Here is a 23,095-nt window from a genome sequence, read left to right on the forward strand (position 1 = left end):
ATCTGCTCCTCCTTACGCAATAAATCTTTCTATCCAACTGCCCGCATAAACTAACGCCATACTGTACATCGCAATGGATAATGGTTTGCCAAGTAAAATAATTGTTGTAAATTTCTTCCATGTCATTTTTGTCAATCCCGCAATCAGACAGAGCACATCGTCGGGTGCGCACGGAAAGAAAATTGCCAATGCAAAAAATTTATCGAATTTCTTTCCTTTATCCAGCCACCCAATATATTTTTCATAAGTTTCTTCTTTAACGAAATATTTCACAAAGCAAGTTCCATATCTTCTCGCCAGATAAAAGTTAATCAGCGAACCTGCCACAATTCCAATGTAGTTATACAAAAGTCCGCTCCACGCTCCAAAAATAACTACACCTACGCCGCAGGTAATTCCGCCCGGCACAATCGGTATAACGACCTGTATCATTTGAATCACGATAAATAAAATCGGTCCCCATAATCCGCTCTTTTTTACAAGCATTTCCATTTGCTGTCTATCCGTCAAAACTCCCGTATGCACTCCATATAAAACAAATGCAATAATAGAAATTAAACTGACCGCCGTTACTATATTTAAAATTCTCTTTGTTTTCTTACTCATTTTCCGCCCTCCGTTTCATATTTGTATTGTACCAGCTCAACGTTAAGGCTTTTTAATGTCTTGTTTAAGAATTTTTGAATCTTTTCCCCAATTTATTAAGATTTTTAAAAGAAGGCAAAAAAATAGAAAAGACAGCCAACGCCATCTTTTCCATTCTGTTTCTATTGCAATATAGGAATTTTTATCTCGCTTTCCTCTCCGTTTATCTCACAACTAAATAAGTACACAGGCTGATAATATCCTTTTGAATCTCTTTCATACACTGTTTTACAGTCTTTTACTAAAACTGACAATTCTTCTTCTCTGCCATAAGGATAGAAAAACTTTCCTGAACAGATTTGCTCATATGCCTCCCGTTCACTTATTCCCTGAAAGGATTTATAAAATTTACACTTCTTTAGCCCATAATTTATATCCAAAAATTTATTCTCTTCATTTAACTCACCGTTGATTTCTCCGTCAAGCATTACACCATTTTCTACCAATTGGTTTACGGTAAATGTATATTTTCCTTCTTTCTCCGAAAAAGCCGCCTCTTGCGGAATATCTATGCCGTACTCTTCAAAAATTTTGCGGACTTCTTCCTCGGAAGCGCCTGTTTTCAGTTTTTCGTCCGCGGAAAACTGCGTATCCATATCCGTTAAATTATATGTTCCTCCCGCATAGTTTACCCAAAGGTTATAACTGTCTTTTGCATGAAATAAAGCAATATCTTCGTAGAAATCATTTCTCTCCTCGTCTAATTCCGTACCCAGTTTTTGAAAAAGTTGTCCCGCAAAGTCGGACGCTTCCGCCTCACTCATCACTTCAAACTGATATACCGGCAATTCCTTTGACTTCTTGTCATAGTCCTTGTCTGTCTCCACCTGTAATTTATCCGTGTCGTATGTCACAATATATTGTCCGCCTACATTTCCCAACTCTTTAGTATGATAAGAAATAAAAATTACGGAAAAACTGATGACACAAACTACAAGCGGCAACTGTAATAGCAGTACATTTCTCAACGAAACTTTTTCTTTTCTGTATTTCTGTATGGCTGCCGCAGCCACAGCATATATTCCATACCCTATCATCATTCCCACTGTATTGTGCAGTATATCGTCCAATTCAAAAATCCCTCTTCTTCCAAGAAGTTGAATCCCTTCAATGCACAACGTAAACAAAAAACCGACTAAATATGTTTTCCAAAAACTTCTGAAAGACTTTATCATCATCGGCAATAACAGTCCAAGCGGAACAAACATACATACATTTAGAATAATATTTCTCCATGCTGCCGCAGAAAAATTTACCCATGCATCACGATAGGAATAAAACAACGGTAAAATGCTTCCGGCTTCCCAGGCTTCTGACCTTGCAAGCAATGTCGCTCCCAGCACAATAACGATATAACTTCCAAGTAAAAGCCACCCGAATATCCGGAGAGGTTTTATCTTCTTTTTCCCCTTTAACAAAAATTTATACACAACAAGAGCAAGCACTATAACAATGGAAATACCGATAACTCCCGAAAGCAAATACTCTTTTCCCATCGCAATTAAACTTGATATTCTCATTTTATCTCCCCTTTATTTTCTTTCGTATTTATTTCTTTTTTAAATAATTTTTCAGTTCCTCTATAATTTCCTTATGTTTTCTCGGTGTCATACGAGGAAACGCTTTTACAAGACGTTTCATGTTTTTCGCATTGCGTACTGCCAGTTCACTGTATTTCTTTCTCAGTTCAGTTATCTTCTCAGACATTTCTCCGGAAATATCATCTCTTCTTTCTATAACTCCTAAAATGTCCTTTGAAATGTTCTGTCCTATCTCATTGGAAATACGATGCAATTCCGTTGCAATCTCCTCCATTTTTTCCAAATGCTGATTCACTTTCAGAATCTTGGAAACCGTAACAAAAAGGTCCGTAAAAACTGCTATCACTAAAATGACATCTAAAGTAATCACAAGCCATATCGGAAGGAAGAGCACTCCCTTATAGATCAGCGGGTGAATCCATTTCACAATCACAACACAGGCAACTCCCCAAATTAAAGAAAACAGCAGACAGACATATCCGTTTAAGTTAAACGGCATATCGGAATAGTCCCACCATTTATTATGGAAAATTTTATCCAATGCAAATCCGGTCAGCCATTCCAACGCAGTCACAACAATCACCGATGTTATATATAGTAGAAGTAAATTAGATTGATACGGCATTAGCAACTGCGCGACCATAACAACACCCACACCGTAAATCGGGCAAATCGGTCCATTCAAAAAACCTCTGTTGACAAACCTTCTTTCCTTTACTGCCGCAAATGCCACTTCCGTACACCAGCCTAAAAATCCATATATAAAAAAACATAAAATCATTTTGTATATATTCATTACTTCGCCCCTTTCCACTGTAGATATCCTATTATAACACAATTCCGTCTTTTGCAAACAAAAATACTTGAATTTTACTTTGTATAGTTTTACAATGCTTATAGATAATAACTATCAATAGCATTTGGAGGATTACCATGTACTTAAAACAGGGATTAAATCATCACATATATCGTGTAGAGAATATCGATTTAGAGTTACAGTTGGAACGCCGTCTGGAGGCACTCGGTCTCACTCACGGCACATTAATCACCATTCTGAACAACAATAAAAAAGGTTCTCTTACAATTAAATTTCGTGGTACACGTTTTGCCATCGGTAAGCGAATTGCAGAACATATCACAGTAACCGAGGTGGAAAATGGACAATGTAATTAAAGTTGGATTTATCGGAAATCCAAACTGTGGAAAAACAACTCTTTTTAACGCCTTCACCGGTGCAAACTTGAAAGTTGCCAACTGGCCCGGCGTAACCGTAGAAAAGAAAGAAGGAACTACAACTTATAAAGGAGATACGTTTAAACTCATCGATCTTCCGGGTATATACAGCCTGACGTCTTATACAATGGAAGAAAAGGTATCCCGCGAATGTATTTTAAGCGATGATGTTGACGTGATTGTGGACGTAGTAGATGCTTCCTCACTGGAGCGCAATCTGTATCTTACTCTTCAACTAATCGAATTGGGTAAACCTGTCATACTTGCCCTCAATATGATGGATATTGTTGAGGAACGCGGAATGGAAATTGATTTACACAGACTTCCTGAAATGCTCGGAATTCCTGCAATTCCTGTTTCCGCCCGCAAAAAAACAGGACTTTCCATACTTCTTCACGCCATTGCGCATCACAAAGATTATGCACAGCAGAGTAAATTTATCCATCATCATCATGACCGCACACCAAAACATCATCACAATCATCACCACGAATATGCAATGGTATATTCCGATGAAATTGAAGATAAAATTGACTTAATTCAAGATGAATTTGATAAACATTACCCTGAGAGCAATTTAAAGAGATGGCATGCCATCAAAATTTTAGAAAATGATTCAGAAGTTTTGAAACGCCACCCTCTTGACCTGACGCATATTTTAACAAAAAATTATGAGACGGAAATTATTAATCAAAAATATGATTTTATCGAGGAAATTATTAAAGAAGTGCTGGTAAACAAAGTACAAAAGGAAGAGCGCACGGAAAAAATCGACTTCTATCTTACCCATAAAACATGGGGACTTCCTATTTTTCTCGGCATTATGGCACTCGTTTTCTTCTTTACATTTACCATTGGGGATTGGTTAAAAGGATATTTTGAGATTTTCTTAGAATTCTTCTCCGGCAATGTTTCCCATCTGCTTGCCTCTGTTCATGCAAGTGATATGGTTATCTCTTTAATTGTGGACGGAATTATTTCAGGAGTCGGCGGAATTCTCACCTTCCTTCCAAATATTTTTATCCTCTTTCTCGCTCTAGCTTTTCTTGAGGATAGCGGATATATGTCACGAGTTGCCTTTGTCATGGACGATATTATGAGTAAATTAGGATTATCCGGCCGTGCATTTATACCTCTTTTGTTGGGATTTGGCTGTTCCGTTCCTGCCATCATGGCATCTCGTGCTTTGGAACATAAAAAAGACAGGTTAAAAACCATTCTTGTCACCCCATTTATGTCATGCAGTGCAAGATTACCGATTTATGTATTGTTTTCACAAATGTTTTTCCCGAAACACGCCATGCTTGTTTCTTACTCTATGTACCTTATCGGAATTATCGTTGCCATACTGACAGCATACATTATCTCCAAGTTTGACGGAAGTAAGGCGGAACATGCCCTGCTTATCGAACTTCCCGAATATAAAACACCTAATGCGCACACGATTGCCATCTATGTTTGGGAGAAAGTCAAAGATTATCTAACAAAAGCGGGAACGGTTATCTTTATCGCCTCCGTCATTATGTGGATTTTATTGAATTTTGGTCCAACGGGATATGTAACGGACATTACGCAGAGTTTCGGTTCGATGATAGGGAAATTCATCGTCCCTGTATTCAAACCTCTCGGACTTGGCTACTGGCAGATTATCGTTGCCCTTATTGCCGGAATCGCTGCAAAAGAAGTAGTTGTCTCCAGTTGCGGTGTACTATTCGGTATACAAAATATTACTTCAACAGGTGGTATGAGCGCTTTGGCTGCCACACTTGGCGGGCTTGGTTTTGGAACGGCAAACGCATATGCTCTCATGGTATTTTGCCTTTTGTATGTGCCGTGTACCGCCACAATTGCTACAATTAACAGGGAAGTACATAGCAAAAAACTTACATTGGGAATTATCAGTTTTCAACTTATCGTTGCATGGCTGATGAGTTTCATCGTGTATCATATCGGTTTACTTCTTTAAGTAAAAACAAAAAATACCAAATTTTGATGAGTTCCATCAAAATTTGGTATTTTTTTAACACTACACTCTCTAAAAATATTTCTTATATTTTTTATAATGATTCATACATCTGAGCCAATACATAATTCTTCTCTTAAGGCACATGTCCTCTTTATAATAGAATGAATCACATACTTTTCCCTGTTTTACCAGTTCCTTAATCTTTGCGATTTTGTCCTTATCTTTTACATATTTGTAGACAACCCCAAGCGGAACAACGTGCCAGAAATATTCATCTTTTACGTATGTTGTCGGAATTTCCTTATGATACACATAATCATCTACAATATATTTTGCTAAATTATAACCTCCGCCCGTTACGCGGTAATGACTTCTTCCCTGTCTGATATTAATTTCAAACATCTTGTATTTGCCGTCACGATAATCATATTTCAAGTCACAATCCGCAAGACCTTCATATCCGATATCTTCCATTAAGAACTGTATTTTTTTCATCAGTTCTTCATTGTAATCTGACATCGTAATTGTCGCCGCATTGTTTCCGATTGCAGTCGGTGTATGCTCTTCCAAAACAACATTTCCGAGATTCATCATTTTTACTTTATGGTCACTTCCAACATAGATTTGTAAATCATACATTGCTGCATCTTCTCCGGGAACTTTCTCCTGAATAATCATGTTATCGTCATAACCGTTTTTATAAATTAATTTTAATGTATCTACCAACTCTTCTTTTGTGTCGATAAAGTATGCCTTATGGAAACCTTCGAATTTGTTTCGATGGAACTTCACACTGTCAGAAGCTTTCAACACTACCGGAAACAGCATGTCCTTTAAATCAAACTCAAAATTCATCTCCGGTTTATAAATAAATGTTTTTGCGTAATCTAAATTATATTTTTCGCACAATTCGTAGAAAGTTTCCTTCAAAACAATATTGTCCAACACTTCCTTATCCGTGTAAGGCAAAATAAATTTATCCTTTAACTCCGCTTTATTCTCCACAATCAGACGGACATAATGGTCTGCACAACCGATAAGAATCAACTTCTTTGTTTTTCCGTATTTCTTATATATCTCATTCATTTCCTTAAGAAATACTTCCGTCTTATCCAATCCCGCTCTTTCTCTATATACAAGAATTTTACTGTTTGCAATGATATTGCTGGAACTTCTCGCCACAACCAGTGACTTAATTCCATATTCTTCATGAAATGCTCTCGCCATGCTGTATACATTAATATCACTGGCTAACAACACCGGTAAAAATTCTACTTTTTCCATGACTCTATCTCCTTGCTTATATAAATATTACAATAGCCTAACCTTAATAATTATATCAATTCACTATCATTCTGTCACTATTATTTACATAAAAATTTTCACTAATACTGCTCCAAGACAAAGATAAGGTCCAAATGCAATTTCTTCTTTTTTATTTATCTTTCCCGAAATATATTTTCCCACAATAACCATTCCTGCTAAAAATACGGCAATCGCAAAACTGTAAAACCATTTTTCAGCACCCAAATAGTATCCAAGTGCAAGACTTAATTTTACATCACCGCCGCCAAAACTTCCCGGAGTAAAAAATAAAATAAGAAAAAAGACAATTCCCGCCACGCCCGCTCCCATAAACTGTTCCAACGTAACACCTTTCCAGAAACCACAAAAGAACAGGGCATAAATCCATTTCCTGTTGATTGTCTTATTTTTTATATCCCCTATGGAAATATTTATCAATATAAATATCCATATACCAGTCCGTAATACCTCTATATTTTCACTCTCCTATACAAAGAAGGTATGCCCAAAGACATACCTTCACTCTATGATATATTTTTTAATTTTTTCTTCGCCAAAAGTTCCATTTCAATAGGATCAATTGCGTCCACCGGATTTTCTTCCTTCTCTTTTCCTTTTCTCTTATAGGCTTTCAAAAGATTTCCACCTTTATTATATATCCAAAAAGAATACGTCAAAATTTTACTTGCTTTTCCCAATTTCTCTTTTGTTGTCTTCTCATACAATGTTCCGCCGATTTCAATCGGTACTTTCTTTCGGATTAATGTAATCAGTTCCGTTTCGCAAGTGACATATTCCGGCAAAATCGTATATGCCTTCCCCACACATTCAGGCTTGTGGGAGTCGCTTCCCGCAATGCCCGGTTTATGATAGCGAGTAACCAACTTCATCGCCGCTTCATTTGACACTTCCGATTCGCATGCATTAAAGCCCTCGAAGAAATCAAATCTCTTGATTAATTCCGGTGATTTAAAAAATCTTTTTGTGTTCGTATAACTTAAATACTTCTCTCCGCATGGGTGAGCAGGACCTAAAATTCCCCCGTTCTTATGAACAAAATCAATTAAAACGGAAACCGGAAGTCCCTTTACTTCCAAAAGACGCATCTTCACACCTTCCGGCATAATAACAATAATATGTCCCGCATCACGGGTATCATACTCAATTCCCTTCAATACGACGAAATCCGTATGTTTCTTCCCACGTATATGCTCTTTCCAGTAACGGTATCCTTTGTAAGTGTTATGGTCTGTAATCAACATTCCCTGAAAACCCTGTTGTTTTAAAATCGTAATATATTCTTCTAAACTCACTTTGCTGTCAATTGAACCTTCCTTCACATGACAGTGCATATCTATCTTCATAAGAAAGCCTCCTTTGCTTTATTATGCGTCTTAGATTTATTATACCGCTTTCCAAAAAAACTAGCAATGTTATTACATCATTTCGTTGTATTGTTCACCAATATTTAATATATGATCACCAATTCTTTCGAAATCCGTAAGAATTTCCGAGAAAATAATACCTGTTTCTGCTTTACAGTCACCCGTTTTCATTCTCTCAATCTGCTCTTTCAGATAGATTTCTTTCATATCATCAATCTTCTGTTCATTTTTCGCAGCCATTTCCAAAATATTTCCTGCTTTAGATATATCTGAAACAGTAATGTCCTCCAATGCTTTTGCACATAACCCTTTCATCTCTTCAATCTCTTTTAAGGCATGTCCCGAAAGTTTCATGTCCCAGATTTTCAAATCTTTTGCATATCCCAAGAAGTTCATTGCATGATCACCGACACGTTCAATATTGGAGATAATTTTGTAATACGCATTGATTCTTCTCAAATCTTCATCTGCCATCTCTGTGCCCATAAGACCTACAATATATTTAGAGATTTCTTTATTAAGGTAATCGATGTATTCTTCTCTGTCCAACATTTTCTCTTCGTCAATTTTATCTTTGTGAAGCAAGGCCTCGAAACCTGTTTCCGTATTTTTCTTTACCATTGTAAGCATACGGTCTACTTCGCCTTCTACCTGAGAAATCGCAAGCGCAGCGTTACCTACTGCATAACTGCTCTCAAATTTTTCGATGTATGCCAATTTATGTTCTCCCTCTTCCTCCTCTTTTGATTCAGGAAGGATTTTCACTGCCAATTTCGCCATGTAAGTTCCTACAGGGAGAAGTAATAATGTTGTTGTAACGTTAAAGATTGTATGTACATTGGCAATCTGTGCAACCGTATCCCCCGGTGTTAACGTCTCTACCAAATGTACAAATGGTGTCAACAGACAAATAATCGTAAATAATATTGAACCGATAATGTTAAACATCAAATGAATAACCGTTGTTCTCTTCGCATTTGTTTTTGTACCGATAGATGCGAGTACCGCTGTGATACATGTACCAATATTCTGTCCAAACAAAATGTATACGGCACTTGAAAGAGGAACTACTCCCGTCTGCGCCAACGCCTGTAAAATACCTACAGATGCTGATGAAGACTGAATAATCGCAGTAAATATCGCACCAACAAGAATACCTACTATCGGATTGCTTGCATTTGCCATAAATCCGATAAATGTTTCAGATTCCTGAAGAGGTGCCATCGCACTTCCCATTGTCTCCATACCGATAAATAAAATTCCAAGTCCGGCTAAAATTTCACTTATATGTTTTACTTTCTCATTTTTAATAAACATGATGGACGCTACACCGATAAATGCAATCAGCGGTGCAATCGCCCCAATATCAAGTGCAATTAACTGCCCTGTAATTGTCGTACCGATATTGGCACCCATGATTACCCACACTGCCTGATTCAATGTCATCAATCCTGAGTTTACAAATCCAACTACCATAACCGTAGTCGCTGAAGAAGATTGAATAACCGCCGTAATTGCCGCACCGACAAGTACGCCTATAATACGGTTAGATGTCACCCTCTCCAAAATTTTCTTCATTTTATTACCTGCTGCCGCTTCCAGCCCGTTACTCATCATCTGCATTCCGTATAAAAACAATGCAAGTCCGCCGAGTAACATGAATACCTCTGTCATTCCCATTTTTCTTTATCCTTTCTTTCCTATCTTATCCTATGCTTTTGTTCCCTATACAACAGATACCTTTTTTCTTTCCGTCCATCTGATGTATCTGGCGCATTCGCCGAATATGATATTCCAGAAAATCCTGTATTTCTAAAAATGTCTCTCCTCTGCTGCCTTTCTTTGACTGAAAATAGAGGAAACACATTATGAGAAAACAAAAAAGTAGTTTAACTCCATTCTTTCTCACTGCCGGTGTGCTTGTCTGTACTTTTCCCCGCACCATCATCACGGCACTTTCTTTTTCCACTACCCGCTCTAAAAAACGCTTTTTCATCGTATTCTTATCTTGCGTATATATGGATAACGGCTCCTCCGCCACAATCCATTCATCTATATTTGCAAATGCGAGTATCATGATCAGAAAAAACATTACTATTTTCTTCATCGCCATACCCTTTCTTCTTTTTCACCACTTAGCACAATAGCACATTCGCCGCACTTCTGTCAATTAGAAAATCGGGGGACAAAATCTGTTTTTTCTCTTGTTAAAAGTATGTCAAATGTGGTAAACTCGTAAAGATTGAGTTTTTTAACAAAAGATAAAATACTAAAGGAGTAGGAACATATGAAACAGAATTTTTTCAGCGGCTTAATGGCAGGCGCTTATATCTCACTTGGTGCAATGACTTTCCTGATTATTCCAAATCAGATCGTGGCTTCGCTTTTCTTTGCTACGGGAATTTTTCTTGTATTTAACTTCAGCAATATGCTGTTTACGAGAGTATGTCCGCTTATGGCTGCTACAAAAGAATATCATCTGAAAGATCTAATTGTCGCATGGTTTGGAAACGGTGTGGGGGCTTTTCTCGTTGCTACACTCGTACATTTTTGCAGATTTGAAAGTAAAATTTTAGAACGTCTTCAACCAATCGTAGATACAAAACTTGCAGATTCTCCTCTCAGTTTATTTATTATGGGGATTATCTGCGCACTTTTTGTAAGTTATGCCGTTCTTCTCGGAAAGAAATATCCTGTAGGTTCTTTCCCACAAATTTTTTATGTATGGCTTCTGATTACCGCATTTGTTTTCGGAGGATATGACCATATCGTTGCAAATATGTATTATCTCTCCGCATACGGTTGGGTTTTCGGTGTACAGGTTATGCCATTCTTAAAAGTACTTGGAATCGTTACCGCAGGAAACGTTGTCGGCGGACTGCTTATCGGTTCTCTCGAGAAAAAACATCTTTAAGTTCTGACAGGGAAGCTGCTTTTGCATAAAGTAACTTCTCTGTTTCTTTATCCGGCTCCGTCAAATCCGGAACCATAATTGTTCTGCAGCCTGCCGCTGACGCAGACCGTACCCCGTTTGGCGAATCTTCCACGGCATAGCAGTCCTTCGGCTCTTCCCCAATCTGCTCACAGGCATACAGATAGATGTCCGGCATCGGTTTTCCATTTTCCACCATATTTGCACAAATCACCTTGTCAAACCAATGATAAATACCAATTTCTTTTAAATAATGTATTGCCCTCTCCTCATCTGTGGCAGTTGCCACTGCTATTTTCAATCCCTGCTTCTTTATATAAGGTAAAATCTCATCTACACCCTTTTTCTTCTCAATTCCGTTTTGTTCCAGCCAGTCTTTCATCAACTCTTTTCTTCTGCTTCTCACGTCAGCATAGTCAAAGTCTTTTCCGTAAATCGACTGCAATTTCGGTTTTGCATATTTTCCTGCCAGACTTCTAATCATCAGGGCATCTTCCCTTTTCATATCATAACCGAATTCTCTTCCCGCCTGACACCAAAATTTCACTAAATATTTCTCCGTGTCAATCAGAACCCCGTCCATATCAAATATAACCGCCCTCATCTTTATAACACTAACCTTCCGTGATAACCGGCAATACCACCTATATTTGTTGCCGTATATCCTATTTTATTTAAAAAATCTGCCGCTCTTTTTGATCTTGCTCCGCTTAAGCAATACACAAAAATCGGTGTCTCTTTCGGAAGCGAAATAGTTGGCAGACGGTTAATCGGAATATTTAAACTGCCCTCCAGATGTCCCTCGTGGTATTCCTCAGTTGATCTGACATCTAAAAGTACCGCATTCTCAGTTTCATTCAGTTTTTGTAACCCTTCTTCTATTATTAATGTTTCATTCATTTTCTTATCCTCCTTTATCGTCTTTTCTCTTTATTATAACAAATTTCTTTTTATTTACTGTGATAAAATCACATTTTCTTTGTTGACAAATCAGTTTTTTTATCATAGTATATCATATAGTTCACATTGTAAACTATATGCATCAAGGAGATTTATGTAATGAAAGATTATCATTGGACAGAAATGATAGAGAAAATGCAGGATATACGCCTTTTTTCCAGTTTGCACATCAGACGCAGTAAAAATGAAGGGATTACCTCTTCGCAGGAACTTGATTTACTTTCCCGCATAGTATTGTCAGATACCCCTCTGACACCTCACGACCTTTGTTCTTCAATGGGATTAAGTAAATCGGCCGTCAGCCGTTTAATCGAGAATTTGGAAAAAAAGAAGTTTCTATATAAAGAATCCAATCCGACGGACAAGAGAAGTTATTCCTTACTTATTACAAAAAAGGGGAACGAAGAATTAAATTTAACATACGCATACTACCTGGAACCGATATATCGGTTAAGAAGAGTATTGGGAGATGACTCTTTTGAATCTCTCACCACAAAAATTAAAGAAGCAAACGAATTGTTATTAAAAGAAAAGGGAGGTAATTGATTTGACTTTTTATCAGGAATTACAATTAAATCAATCCGGCTCAAAAACACTTCTAAAGAGTATAAACGAGCCGAAGGAGAAAGTGAAACATTGGGGAATCTATTTATTTAAAATTCTTCTCACCGTTGCTTTCTGTGTTCTTTTTGTCACATTATACACGAAACTTTTTGGGGCAGATAACAGTATTGTAGGTGTGGTTGTTCTCCTGTCCGTCATGGTATTCCGACAGGCAGATTTGGGAATTCATACACCACACGGCTCCGCTGTTCTTCTGGGAATTTTTTGCATACTTGCTTTCGGTCCCCGCTTAACTAATATGGTTTCACCTGTTCCTGCTTTTTTCATTAATGCTATCTGTATCTTTTTATTAATGTTTTTCGGCTGCCACAATGTTATTATGTCCAACCACTCCACATTCGTGTTGGGGTATCTGCTTTTACAGGGATATGACGTTAGCGGTCACGCCTATAAAATGCGATTGGCAGGACTTTTGGTCGGCGCTGTAATGACCTCACTTATCTTATACCGTAACCACAAAAAATACACATATAAAAGAAATTTTAAACATTTATTTCAAGAATTTGATTTGACTTCCAGCCGTACTCAGTGGTATCTGCGCTTTACTTTCGGCGTATCTACCGCCTTGCTGATTGCTTCCTTATTGAATATTCCACGCGCCATGTGGATCGGAATTTCCGCAATGTCCGTCCTTCTTCCATTTCGTAAAGATTTGGTATATCGTGTGAAATTTCGTGCCCCGGGAAATATTCTCGGTGCAGTTTTATTCTTAGTTTTATACACTGTTTTGCCTGAAAGCGCTTATGGCTGTATCGGTATGATTGGAGGTATCGGTGTAGGGCTTTCCGCAAGTTACGGCTGGCAGACCGTATTTAACTCTTTTGGCGCTTTAGCCATCGCCGTTCCGATGTTTTCACTGTACGGTGCTATTTTTCTCAGAATATTTAACAACGCTTTCGGTTCTTTATATGGGTTAGTATTTGATAAACTCTTTCATTCCGTATTCAACTTTTTCTTAAAAAGAGATGAAGAAACCGTTTCATGCTAATACGACAAATGGCAGGAGTAAAATCTCCTGCCATTTGCTATCTGCTTTTCTTTATTTGTTCCACTTTCTTTCGGTAGGCCGCTTCTAATATATCCACCGTACCGTCTATTCCCAGAAGACTGCTGTTAAGCAATACCTGGTGAGATTCTATATCTCCCCATTTTCTTCCTGTGTGGGCTTCATAATATAATCTTCTCTCTTTGTCTACCTGTCTTATTTTTTCTTTTGCCTGTTTTTCAGTCATTCCATAGATAGACATAATCCTTCTGACTCTGTCTTCCCAAAATGCGTAAATAAAAGTATGTATATAATTCGAATAATCTCCCAATATATAGTCTGCGCATCGCCCTACAATCACACAGGAACTTCTTCTTGCCAGCCGCTTCAAAATCTCTGTCTGCTCCGCATACAATCTGTCACTCACAGGCTCTACAACGGCTTCATTTGTAATAAAGGACGTATAACTTCCTACACCTACAACATAAGCAGAAAGGAATTTTCCAAGCATACTCTCATCTGCCTCTTCCGCAACCGATTCGTCCAAATGTAACTCTCGTGCGGCCATCTTGACAAGATTATGGTCATAAAGAGGAATGTCTAGTCTTGTTGCCAGTCTGTTTCCAATTTCATGTCCGCCGCTTCCAAATTGTCTTCCAATTGTAATGATAATATTATCAGTCATACCCTCAGCCTCCTTCTATATAATTCCGAAAATTTATTCTTATTTCTAATTATATCACACGAGGCTATATTTATATATATTTTTTCTAACAATTTTCAGCGATTTTATGAATCAGTATTTCCGTATCCTTCCAACTTAAACATGGATCGGTAATAGATTTCCCGTAAATCCTATCCTCCGCAATGCTCTGACACCCTTCTTCCAGATAACTTTCAATCATAACCCCTTTCACTAACTTTTTAATCTCCGGATTATAATTTCTGCTGTGCAGCACTTCGCTTACAATGCGAATCTGCTCTTTAAACTGTTTGTTGGAATTTGAATGGTTTGCATCAACAATGGCTGCCGGATTCTGCAGGCTCATTTTCTCATATGTGCTTTGCAATCTGACTAAATCCTCATAATGGTAGTTTGGAATACATGTGCCGTATTTGTCCACCCCACCGCGCAAAATAACATGTGCAAGGTCATTTCCATCTGTTGTCACGTCCATTCCCCTGTAAATGAACGTGTGGGAACTCTGCGCCGCAATTACAGAATTCATCATTACGGAAAAGTCTCCGCTTGTCGGATTTTTCATTCCCACCGGAATATCCATTCCGCTGGCTGTCAGTCTGTGCTGTTGATTTTCCACAGAACGCGCTCCTATCGCCTCATAAGATAATACATCGTCCAGGTAACTTCTATTCTCCGGATATAGCATTTCATCTGCCGAGGTAAGTCCGCTCTCCTCAATGGCATGAATATGCATTTTTCGTATTGCAATTATTCCACCGAGAAGGTCGGGAGCCTTGTCCGGCTCCGGCTGATGAAGCATTCCCTTATATCCCGCCCCCGTTGTTCTCGGTTTGTTTGTATAAATTCTCGGAATAATCATCAATTTATCTGATACCTGTTCATTTAATTTGGACAGGCGGTTCACATAGTCACAGATTGCAATTTCATTGTCCGCCGAACAAGGGCCCACAAGTACAATAAATTTATCCGATTTCCCCGTGAAAATATCTCTGATTTCCTTATCTCTTTTTCTTTTTAACTCCACAATATCCTTTGACATAGGATATTCTTCCTTCAACTCTGACGGAAGAGGCAGTTGTTTGTTTACTTTCATTCCCATGGCTTTTCTCTCCTTCGCTGTTATTCCAGTTCAAATGCCCCTGTATATAACTGATAATATTTACCTTTTTCTTCTATAAGCATTTCATGTGTACCGCGTTCAATAATATGTCCCTGCTCGAGAACCATAATGACATCTGAATTTCGCACGGTAGAAAGGCGGTGTGCAATGACAAAAACAGTTCTTCCTTCCATAAGTGCGTCCATTCCTTTTTGAACAATCGCCTCGGTTCGGGTATCAATGGAGGACGTAGCCTCATCTAAAATCATTACCGGAGGATCTGCAACCGCTGCTCTTGCTATCGCAATCAACTGTCTTTGTCCCTGCGAAAGATTTGCTCCGTTTTCTGTCAGAAGCGTGTCATAACCTTCCGGCAGACGTGTAATAAAGTCATCTGCCCCCGCAAGTTTTGCCGCCGCAATGCAGTCTTCCTCTGTCGCGTCTAATCTTCCGTAACGGATATTATCCATAACCGTTCCCGTAAACAGGTTTGTTTCCTGAAGAACAACTCCGAGCGAACGCCTTAAATCCGACTTTTTAATCTTATTGATGTTGATTCCATCATAGCGGATTTTTCCGTCTGTTATATCATAGAAGCGGTTAATCAGATTTGTGATCGTTGTCTTTCCTGCCCCGGTTGAACCTACAAACGCAACCTTCTGGCCCGGTTCTGCATATAAAGTAATATTATGTAAAACCGTTTTATCTTTTTCATATCCAAAGTCCACATCAAACATACGGACATCTCCCGCAAGTTTTGTGTACGTTACCGTTCCGTCCTCCTGATGAGAGTGTTTCCAAGCCCACATTCCCGTGCGTTCTTTACACTCTACAATCTCTCCGTTTTCCTCTCTTACATTGACAAGAGTTACATATCCTTCATCTTCTTCCGGCTCTTCATCAATCAATTCAAAAATTCTTTCCGCTCCGGCAAGTCCCATAACAACTGAATTCACCTGGTTAGATACCTGGCTGACATTTCCGCAGAACTGCTTCGTCATGTTCAAAAACGGTACAACAATGCTGATTCCGATTGCCATTCCGGATAAACTGACGTTAGGCGCTTTTGCCAGCAGTAAAATTCCTCCTGTCAGCGCTACGGTAACATAAAGAACATTTCCAATATTATTTAAAATCGGCATAAGCATATTTGCAAATTTATTGGCACTTTCCGAGTCCGAAAACAGTTTTTCGTTTATCTCGTCAAATGCCTCCTCACATTCTCTCTCATGACAGAATACCTGAACAACTTTCTGTCCGTTCATGATTTCTTCGATGTACCCTTCTGCCTTTCCAAGAGAAGTCTGCTGACGGATAAAATATTTTGCTGAATTTCCTCCGATTTTCTTTGTCACGATGAACATAAATACTACACCGACGATAACTACCAGAGTAAGCCATAAACTAAAATATAACATAATACTAAACACAGTTAATACGGTTACCGATGAAATCAATAACTGTGGAATACTCTGAGATACCATCTGCCTCAGCGTATCTATATCATTTGTGTAGTAACTCATAATATCACCGTGGTTATGCGTATCAAAATATTTTATCGGAAGGTTTTGCATTCCGTGGAACATTTTTACACGCAGTTTTTTCAAAAATCCCTGTGTAATCGTTGCCATCATCTGCGTGAAAGTGACAGCCGAAAGCAGTGACAGTATATAGAAAATCAACAAAATCCCCACATAAGTGACAATCTTTCCACCAACTGCGTCCCAATCTCCCGTCTTCCAACTTGTCTCTACTATAGAAATAATGTTTTGCATGAAAATCGCAGGGATCGAACTGACAACCGCACTGAAAATAATGCAGAAAAAAACGATTGGCATTCTTACCGGATAAAACTCAAATAACGTTTTCAGTATTCTTCCAAGTGTACCTTTTTTCTTCTTTTTATTCATCTTTTTCACCTGCCTTATTCTGGGAAATATATACTTCCTGATAAATTTCATTTTCTGCAAGTAACTGTTTATGTGTTCCGATTGCGTTAATCGTTCCTTTATCCATCACGATAATTCTGTCCGCTTCCTCCACGGAAGAAATACGCTGAGCAATGATAATCTTTGTCGTTTCCGGTATAAATTCCTTAAACGCTTTACGGATAAGCGCATCTGTCTTTGTATCTACCGCACTGGTCGAGTCGTCCAAAATCAAAATTTTAGGTTTCTTTAACAGCGCTCTCGCAATACATAATCTCTGTTTCTGACCGCCGGATACATTTGTTCCACCCTGCTCAATGTAAGTATCATACTGTCTTGGGAACTGTCTGATAAAATCGTCCGCCTGCACCAGTTTACACGCTTCGACAAGTTCTTCATCTGTCGCCTCTTTATTTCCCCAGCGAAGATTCTCTTTAATCGTTCCGGAGAATAGTACATTTTTCTGCAATACAACGGATACCTCGTCTCTCAATGATGTCAGGTCATACTCTCTTACATCAACTCCACCGACTTTTACGCTGCCTTCCGTCGCATCATACAATCTTGAAATCAACTGAATCAACGAAGATTTGGAAGAACCCGTCCCTCCAATCACTCCGATTGTCTCGCCGGAACGTATATGTAAATCAATGTTGGAAAGCGCCATCTTCTCGGCTGTTTCCGCATATTTAAAATTGACGTTTTCAAAATCAACGGAACCGTCTTTCACTTCATAAACGGGATTTTTTGGATTTTTAATTGTGCCCTCTTCCTGCAAAACTTCCATAATACGTTTTGACGACTCACTTGCCATTGTAATCATAACGAATACCATAGACATCATCATAAGAGAGTTTAAAATTTGAAAACTGTATGTCAGAAGCGCCGAGAACTGTCCGACATCTAAGTCAAGTCCCCTTGATGTGATAATAACATATGAGCCAAAATATAAAACAAATATCATAACCGTATACATGCAGAACTGCATAAGCGGGTTATTGAATGCCAAAATTTTCTCTGCCTTCGTAAAATCTTTACAGATATTATCTGCCGCCTTTTCAAATTTCTCTTTCTCATATTCTTCGCGCACATAAGATTTTACAACACGCATTCCTTTAATATTTTCCTGAATGGAATTATTCAACTTATCGTATTTTTTAAATACCTGCTTAAACAACGGCATAACCATTCGGATAATTAAAAACAATCCCACTGCCAGTATCGGAACTAATATAACAAATATCCATGCCATTTTTCCTCCCATAATAAATGCCATTGTAAAAGAAAAAATAAGCATAAGCGGACAACGGATTGCCACCCTTATCAGCATCATATATGCCATCTGCACATTCGTCACATCAGTTGTAAGCCTTGTCACAAGTGACGAAGTGGAAAATTTATCAATATTGGTAAAGGAATATGTCTGTATCTTATAAAACATATCTTTTCTCAGGTTTTTTGCAAATCCGCATGAACCTGTAGCACAGACAGAGCCTGCTATCGCGCCTGCAAGCAATGCACAGCCTGCCATCAAAATTAAAATTCCGCCATAAATCGCAATTGTCTTGAATTCACAGCCTGCCTTAATCTCATTTACAAGACGGGCAATTACAAATGGAATAATACACTCCATTATAACTTCCAAAGAAACAAAAACCGGTGCTAACGCAGATGGTTTTTTGTATTCCCGAATGCTTTTTGAAAGTTCTTTTATCATTTTTTCTCCTCCTTTATCGTATTTTTTTACATGGCAATAGATTTATTATAATACTTTTTTCCTCTGTAAATCAAACAAAATTTAAAGGAGAACGCAATAAATTTATCACGTTCTCCCTTTCTTCGCCTAAAGGCTTTTTTCTACTCTTCATAAAAATCCTGCTCGCTAAATCGAACTTTTCTCCTGTTTAATTCGGGGATCATCATTTCTCCCCAACTGTAATTCGGCATATATGCTCCCTGATATAGAGAAACATATTCGCTTGCTCCCGATAAGTAATCATACAGATCACACTTTACGATATCTATATTCAGCCTCCGCAATCCTCTTTGGGATTCAATTACTTCCTCTTCCGTATATTTCTTCAGCACATTTTTAAGAATCATCACTGTCTGTCTGATTTTAGCCAACGCTTTTGTACTCATCGGCTCATCTTCCCATAAAACCGATAAAATCTCTTCGGCAGATATAAATCCACCTCTTTTATCTACGAGAAGAGCCAGTAATTCTCTCGCTTTTGCATTTTGTATCGGGACTGCTTTTCCATTGATAAAAATATCAAAATGACCAAATGTGCGTATATAAATACCTTTGCAGATTATATTTGTTTTCACCGCTTCTGTCGTTCCCGCATCAGTTTCCTGACATTGAATCCAGATGATAAGCGATTCCGTATACACATCTTTGAATACCTGATACGCTGCTTTTACAGAAAGCGTGCGCTCTTTATATTTAACCGGGAAAATTTCCTCTCCCCTGTCCTCGCCTTTTTTCAAAAGTATGTTTTTTGAAAAACATTTTCGGAATTTTTCGCGATATTCAGGGAGCACCTGCCCGCAGATCCAGTCAAACGCTTTAGAATATGAAGCGATAACACCATCTGCGTAATAACCCGGAACCATTCCCTCACTCTTCTCAAATGCATCTAACGATAGATTATAGACCAGATTAAAAACCGGTTTTTGACTTTTTCTGTTTAAATTATTCTCCAAACACTGTTCTGCCAGTTCTCCGCTTCTCATTTTTGTAATATCATCACAAAATATAATTGCATGAGTCGGTTGTTTCTCACTGTCAACTATTACATAGTATGTGAACTTATACCATTTCCACCGCTTCTCTGCGCTTAAACTTTTTATCCTCACACACAGACTGCCGTCTCTTGCTTCCTTTTTCATGTTGTAAAATGCCCTATGTACTTCCCACAAATATTCATCTTCTATAAATTGCGCATTGACGATTTTTAGCGGTGATAACGATTCAGGAAATTTTTCTAATATTTTACCGGCTCTTCCCGTAACCGGGATAAAACAGTCTGTATGAAATTCGTATTTCAAAATAATTCTCTCAGACAGTTCAGCCGCTTTCTTAAAAAACATTTCCGACTGCTGCAGTCTATTTATCTTTATCTCTTTTTTCTTTTTTTCCGTAATATCGAGGAAGGACACAACGGCTGTCACCGCCTTCCCCTCTTCATTACATTTAACGACAGATTTTCCGTACAGCCATCTTGTAACACCGTCTATCCCTCTCGACTGTACTTCTACTGTACCTTCTTCCCCCTTCACTATCTTTCCATAAAACTTCAGATAGTCCACAACACTCTCGTCCAAAATATATCCTGATTCTATCAGACTGTATGGCATATTTAAAAATTTTTCCGGAAGATTATATTTCGCAGCCAACTCTACCGGAATGTACGCCGTCTTTTCTTCAACTTCAATTCGGATTACGATTTCCCCGTTTTGAAGAGTTGCTGCCTGATACATTTTTTTTGGAAATTTCATATATCCCGAAACATTTATCAGAGTACATAAAAGCATTGGTTTTTGTTCCCGTCCCACGCAGTGAACGCGCGACACCTCATACCATGTGAAACTGTTATCCTTGCATCTGAGACGACATTTAAACTTAGGATTTTCCGGGTATTCCGTTTTCAATAACAAAAATCTGCGAAATTCTTCCAAGTCCTCCGGGTGAACGATTTCTAATACAGAATTGCCAATATGTGTTTTAAAATCTCCCAAGTTTTTGTATTTTAACTCTGTAATTAATAATTCATTCAAGTATGAAACTTCAAACTTATCCTGGTACAGGCTTAACAGGCCAACCTGTTTAGACATTCTTTCAATCCATTCCGATTGAATACCCTTTTCTGCTCTCAATACTTCGTCCTCCTAAAAATTATTTCAATCTTCCAAAAACAATTATTCTTCCATTTGTAGTTGTGTTATAACATGTTGAAAACCCCACGATTCTGTCTCCATCTTTTAACTCCGTATCACGGTATCGGACCGCCTTTTCCCGTATTCTGTTCAACACTTTTGTGCGCGCATCTGCATCATTGCACTTCGGATTAAATACAATACTATCATAAGCGTCTGTGTAGACACAGGCAAAAATTTCAATTTTTTTCGTACTGTCCGGAAGAAAGAGAGTTGCCGAAGTATGACTTTCAATAAATTCTTTTTTCTGAAAAGACGGCAAAATTCCAAACATAACATTGCCCGCCATATGATGCCCGTAAATCAGAGAATAGAAATCGTGAAAATTCCGTTCATTGCGATAGTCCAGAAACAGACTGCCTGATAGCGAAAAACTTCCATCTACCGCTTTATTGATATACTCCATGTTTGTTTTTCCCTGCACTATCGGATAATCGATTTTTGTGTTATCCACAGTCAGCCATGCGCAGACATCTGGATTCAGTTTTTGTAATTCTTTCAGCGATGGATTTGCCCCTTCGCCTGAAGGTTTATATTTATATATCAGTTCACTGTTTTCAGCGCCTCTATAGACGCTGTATGTATCCCACAAACCCAATCCGCTATACAAAAGCAGTATACAAATCAATACCCAGATTATGCAGTTTACCACTTTATCCGCCGCCCTTATCCATGTTTGTACCCGCATGTCAGATTCCTCTCCTTCTAAAAAGGTTGACTACTTTTCCTTTGATTTTCTTCTGAGAAACCGCTCCAAAAAATCGGCTGTCACTTGCTGCCGGGCGATTATCACAAAGCAGAAAAAAACTGTCTTTCTCTATCCTGTACGGATAAGTAATTCCCCCTGCAATAGGTTCAGTAGGAAAGAAGACCTCTTCCTGCTGGATATTCCCATTCACAAGCAACCGCCCTTCCTTATCTAATTCTATCGTATCCCCTTCACGTGCAACGATACGGGCAGCAATACTTTGTCCGCCGCTTTCAAATACCACCACATCTCCCACCTGATAATCTGTAGTCAGGCGATAATAAATTGCGACATCTCCATCACGAAGGCGGGGATACATTGTTTCTCCTTTACAAAAAAGCACTCCGAATACTAAGGTAAACATTGCCACCACTACCGCAAAGACAATTGCCAGTTTTATCAAAAAATATACAACTAACTTTTTATTCTCCATGTCCGCCCCTTTAATGTTTTCTTTTGGCAATGATACACGTTATTACCGCTCCTGCTCCCAGCAATACTAAAATTGCCGGCTCTGCATGGCTTTCATCACCTGTTTTTATCGGGTGAGGAGTCCCTGTTTTTCCCCGATAAAAATTTTCAAACCGGAAAACATCTGCTTTCTCATCAGAACCTTTAATAAATCCCCATACACTCAATGAAAGTCTGTTATTTTCCGCTTTTTTTACGGATACATTTACTCTGTATTCTCTATTATCTAAGTTCCAGTTTTTATTTCCCTCTGTTTTTTGTCTAATGATATATTTGTAGTTTCCGGGAGTTGTAAAATAAATCGTCTTAAATGCCGCTTTACCTGCGCCGATAATTTTCACTTCTCTTGTTGGCGGAACCGGATTTTTCGCTTCTTCCGGAATAATCTCAAACACAAACGGTATGTCCTGACCTATATTTTTATCTGTCCCTGCTTTGAGCCCGATATCATTTTCTATCTCAAGATTTAATGGTATTTTATTTTCTTCCGCCTCTGTTCTAAGACCTCCCATACATATAACTGATAAAAGCAGAATACAGAATGCAAAAAATATTTTCCGATTTTTCCTTTTATTTCTATTTACCTTTTCCATAGATTCACCCTGCTCTATCTCCTCGTATTATAAAG

At 38.3% G+C, this 23,095-nt stretch carries 23 protein-coding genes; 5 read left to right on the plus strand and 18 right to left on the minus strand.

The features are described from left to right. Window positions 1–12: 12 nt before the first annotated feature. The 3 genes from ACYQ35_RS08490 to ACYQ35_RS08500 all read right to left on the minus strand — a co-directional run bounded on the left by ACYQ35_RS08490 (window position 13) and on the right by ACYQ35_RS08500 (window position 2,982). Entirely contained in the window at window positions 13–606 is a 594-nt protein-coding gene (locus tag ACYQ35_RS08490) for a TVP38/TMEM64 family protein (RefSeq protein ID WP_009757384.1), read from the minus strand. A gap of 161 nt (window positions 607–767) precedes the next feature. Further along, a complete protein-coding gene (locus ACYQ35_RS08495; RefSeq protein WP_459832265.1) occupies window positions 768–2,165 on the minus strand; it encodes a VanZ family protein in 1,398 nt (465 codons plus the stop codon). 28 nt (window positions 2,166–2,193) lie between these two features. Then, window positions 2,194–2,982, minus strand: a complete 789-nt coding sequence (locus ACYQ35_RS08500; RefSeq protein ID WP_459832268.1) for a putative ABC transporter permease — start codon at window positions 2,980–2,982, stop codon at window positions 2,194–2,196. A 137-nt stretch (window positions 2,983–3,119) separates the two neighbouring features. Here ACYQ35_RS08500 and ACYQ35_RS08505 point away from each other — a divergent pair, with 137 nt between their 5' ends. Both ACYQ35_RS08505 and feoB read left to right on the plus strand, forming a co-directional pair. Continuing rightward, on the plus strand, window positions 3,120–3,359 hold the full coding sequence (locus tag ACYQ35_RS08505) for a FeoA family protein (RefSeq protein ID WP_009757387.1): 240 nt from the start codon (window positions 3,120–3,122) through the stop codon (window positions 3,357–3,359). Continuing rightward, entirely contained in the window at window positions 3,343–5,385 is a 2,043-nt protein-coding gene (gene feoB / locus ACYQ35_RS08510; RefSeq protein WP_459832272.1) for a ferrous iron transport protein B, read from the plus strand. The genes ACYQ35_RS08505 and feoB overlap by 17 nt, the downstream gene beginning before the upstream one ends. 69 nt (window positions 5,386–5,454) lie before the next feature. Here feoB and ACYQ35_RS08515 read toward each other — a convergent pair whose 3' ends face one another. The 5 genes from ACYQ35_RS08515 to ACYQ35_RS08535 all read right to left on the minus strand — a co-directional run bounded on the left by ACYQ35_RS08515 (window position 5,455) and on the right by ACYQ35_RS08535 (window position 10,188). Continuing rightward, the gene (locus ACYQ35_RS08515; RefSeq protein ID WP_009757389.1) at window positions 5,455–6,669 is read right to left on the minus strand and encodes a carboxylate--amine ligase; all 1,215 of its coding nucleotides are present in this window, start codon (window positions 6,667–6,669) and stop codon (window positions 5,455–5,457) included. An 84-nt stretch (window positions 6,670–6,753) separates the two neighbouring features. Next, on the minus strand, window positions 6,754–7,128 hold the full coding sequence (locus ACYQ35_RS08520; RefSeq protein WP_051121335.1) for an A24 family peptidase: 375 nt from the start codon (window positions 7,126–7,128) through the stop codon (window positions 6,754–6,756). Between the two features lie 86 nt (window positions 7,129–7,214). Further along, complete coding sequence (locus ACYQ35_RS08525; protein WP_009757391.1) at window positions 7,215–8,054, minus strand: PHP domain-containing protein; 840 nt, start codon at window positions 8,052–8,054, stop codon at window positions 7,215–7,217. Between the two features lie 72 nt (window positions 8,055–8,126). Further along, window positions 8,127–9,755, minus strand: coding sequence for a Na/Pi cotransporter family protein (locus ACYQ35_RS08530; RefSeq protein ID WP_009757392.1), 1,629 nt, complete (start codon window positions 9,753–9,755; stop codon window positions 8,127–8,129). 25 nt (window positions 9,756–9,780) lie between these two features. Further along, window positions 9,781–10,188, minus strand: a complete 408-nt coding sequence (locus ACYQ35_RS08535; protein ID WP_040449383.1) for a hypothetical protein — start codon at window positions 10,186–10,188, stop codon at window positions 9,781–9,783. 174 nt (window positions 10,189–10,362) lie between these two features. Between ACYQ35_RS08535 and ACYQ35_RS08540 the strand changes: the two genes are divergently transcribed. Then, a complete protein-coding gene (locus ACYQ35_RS08540; RefSeq protein ID WP_459832285.1) occupies window positions 10,363–10,989 on the plus strand; it encodes a formate/nitrite transporter family protein in 627 nt (208 codons plus the stop codon). Here ACYQ35_RS08540 and ACYQ35_RS08545 read toward each other — a convergent pair. Both ACYQ35_RS08545 and ACYQ35_RS08550 read right to left on the minus strand, forming a co-directional pair. After that, window positions 10,958–11,611 carry an HAD family hydrolase gene (locus tag ACYQ35_RS08545; protein WP_459832288.1) on the minus strand — a complete coding sequence of 218 codons (654 nt, stop codon included), beginning with the start codon at window positions 11,609–11,611 and terminating at the stop codon, window positions 10,958–10,960. The two genes, ACYQ35_RS08540 and ACYQ35_RS08545, sit on opposite strands and share 32 nt — an antisense overlap. Window positions 11,612–11,613: 2 nt before the next feature. Continuing rightward, on the minus strand, window positions 11,614–11,907 hold the full coding sequence (locus tag ACYQ35_RS08550; RefSeq protein ID WP_009757396.1) for a rhodanese-like domain-containing protein: 294 nt from the start codon (window positions 11,905–11,907) through the stop codon (window positions 11,614–11,616). Window positions 11,908–12,066: 159 nt separating this feature from the next. Between ACYQ35_RS08550 and ACYQ35_RS08555 the strand changes: the two genes are divergently transcribed. Both ACYQ35_RS08555 and ACYQ35_RS08560 read left to right on the plus strand, forming a co-directional pair. Next, on the plus strand, window positions 12,067–12,513 hold the full coding sequence (locus tag ACYQ35_RS08555) for a MarR family winged helix-turn-helix transcriptional regulator (RefSeq protein ID WP_459832295.1): 447 nt from the start codon (window positions 12,067–12,069) through the stop codon (window positions 12,511–12,513). Between the two features lies 1 nt (window position 12,514). Further along, window positions 12,515–13,579: an FUSC family protein gene (locus ACYQ35_RS08560; RefSeq protein ID WP_009757400.1), complete on the plus strand. Its 1,065-nt coding sequence runs from the start codon at window positions 12,515–12,517 to the stop codon at window positions 13,577–13,579. A gap of 37 nt (window positions 13,580–13,616) precedes the next feature. On the opposite strand, the gene ACYQ35_RS08565 is transcribed toward ACYQ35_RS08560, so the two are convergent. The 8 genes from ACYQ35_RS08565 to ACYQ35_RS08600 form a co-directional block, all read right to left on the minus strand. Continuing rightward, window positions 13,617–14,261, minus strand: coding sequence for a cytidylate kinase-like family protein (locus ACYQ35_RS08565; RefSeq protein ID WP_009757401.1), 645 nt, complete (start codon window positions 14,259–14,261; stop codon window positions 13,617–13,619). Window positions 14,262–14,346: 85 nt separating this feature from the next. Next, window positions 14,347–15,378 (minus strand): 3-deoxy-7-phosphoheptulonate synthase, encoded by a 1,032-nt coding sequence (locus tag ACYQ35_RS08570; protein WP_459832300.1) that lies wholly within the window; start codon window positions 15,376–15,378, stop codon window positions 14,347–14,349. Window positions 15,379–15,398: 20 nt separating this feature from the next. Continuing rightward, window positions 15,399–17,288 (minus strand): ABC transporter ATP-binding protein, encoded by a 1,890-nt coding sequence (locus ACYQ35_RS08575; protein ID WP_459832303.1) that lies wholly within the window; start codon window positions 17,286–17,288, stop codon window positions 15,399–15,401. Next, window positions 17,281–19,023: an ABC transporter ATP-binding protein gene (locus ACYQ35_RS08580; protein ID WP_459832307.1), complete on the minus strand. Its 1,743-nt coding sequence runs from the start codon at window positions 19,021–19,023 to the stop codon at window positions 17,281–17,283. Before ACYQ35_RS08580 ends, ACYQ35_RS08575 begins: the two co-directional genes overlap by 8 nt. 140 nt (window positions 19,024–19,163) lie before the next feature. After that, window positions 19,164–21,188 carry a hypothetical protein gene (locus tag ACYQ35_RS08585; protein WP_459832310.1) on the minus strand — a complete coding sequence of 675 codons (2,025 nt, stop codon included), beginning with the start codon at window positions 21,186–21,188 and terminating at the stop codon, window positions 19,164–19,166. Window positions 21,189–21,207: 19 nt separating this feature from the next. Beyond that, window positions 21,208–21,936 (minus strand): class B sortase, encoded by a 729-nt coding sequence (gene srtB, locus ACYQ35_RS08590; protein WP_459832313.1) that lies wholly within the window; start codon window positions 21,934–21,936, stop codon window positions 21,208–21,210. A gap of 1 nt (window position 21,937) precedes the next feature. Beyond that, the gene (gene lepB, locus ACYQ35_RS08595; RefSeq protein WP_459832316.1) at window positions 21,938–22,429 is read right to left on the minus strand and encodes a signal peptidase I; all 492 of its coding nucleotides are present in this window, start codon (window positions 22,427–22,429) and stop codon (window positions 21,938–21,940) included. A 10-nt stretch (window positions 22,430–22,439) separates the two neighbouring features. After that, a complete protein-coding gene (locus tag ACYQ35_RS08600; protein WP_009757408.1) occupies window positions 22,440–23,060 on the minus strand; it encodes a Spy0128 family protein in 621 nt (206 codons plus the stop codon). Window positions 23,061–23,095: the final 35 nt, after the last annotated feature.

It is taken from the genome of Faecalimonas hominis (assembly GCF_054660755.1).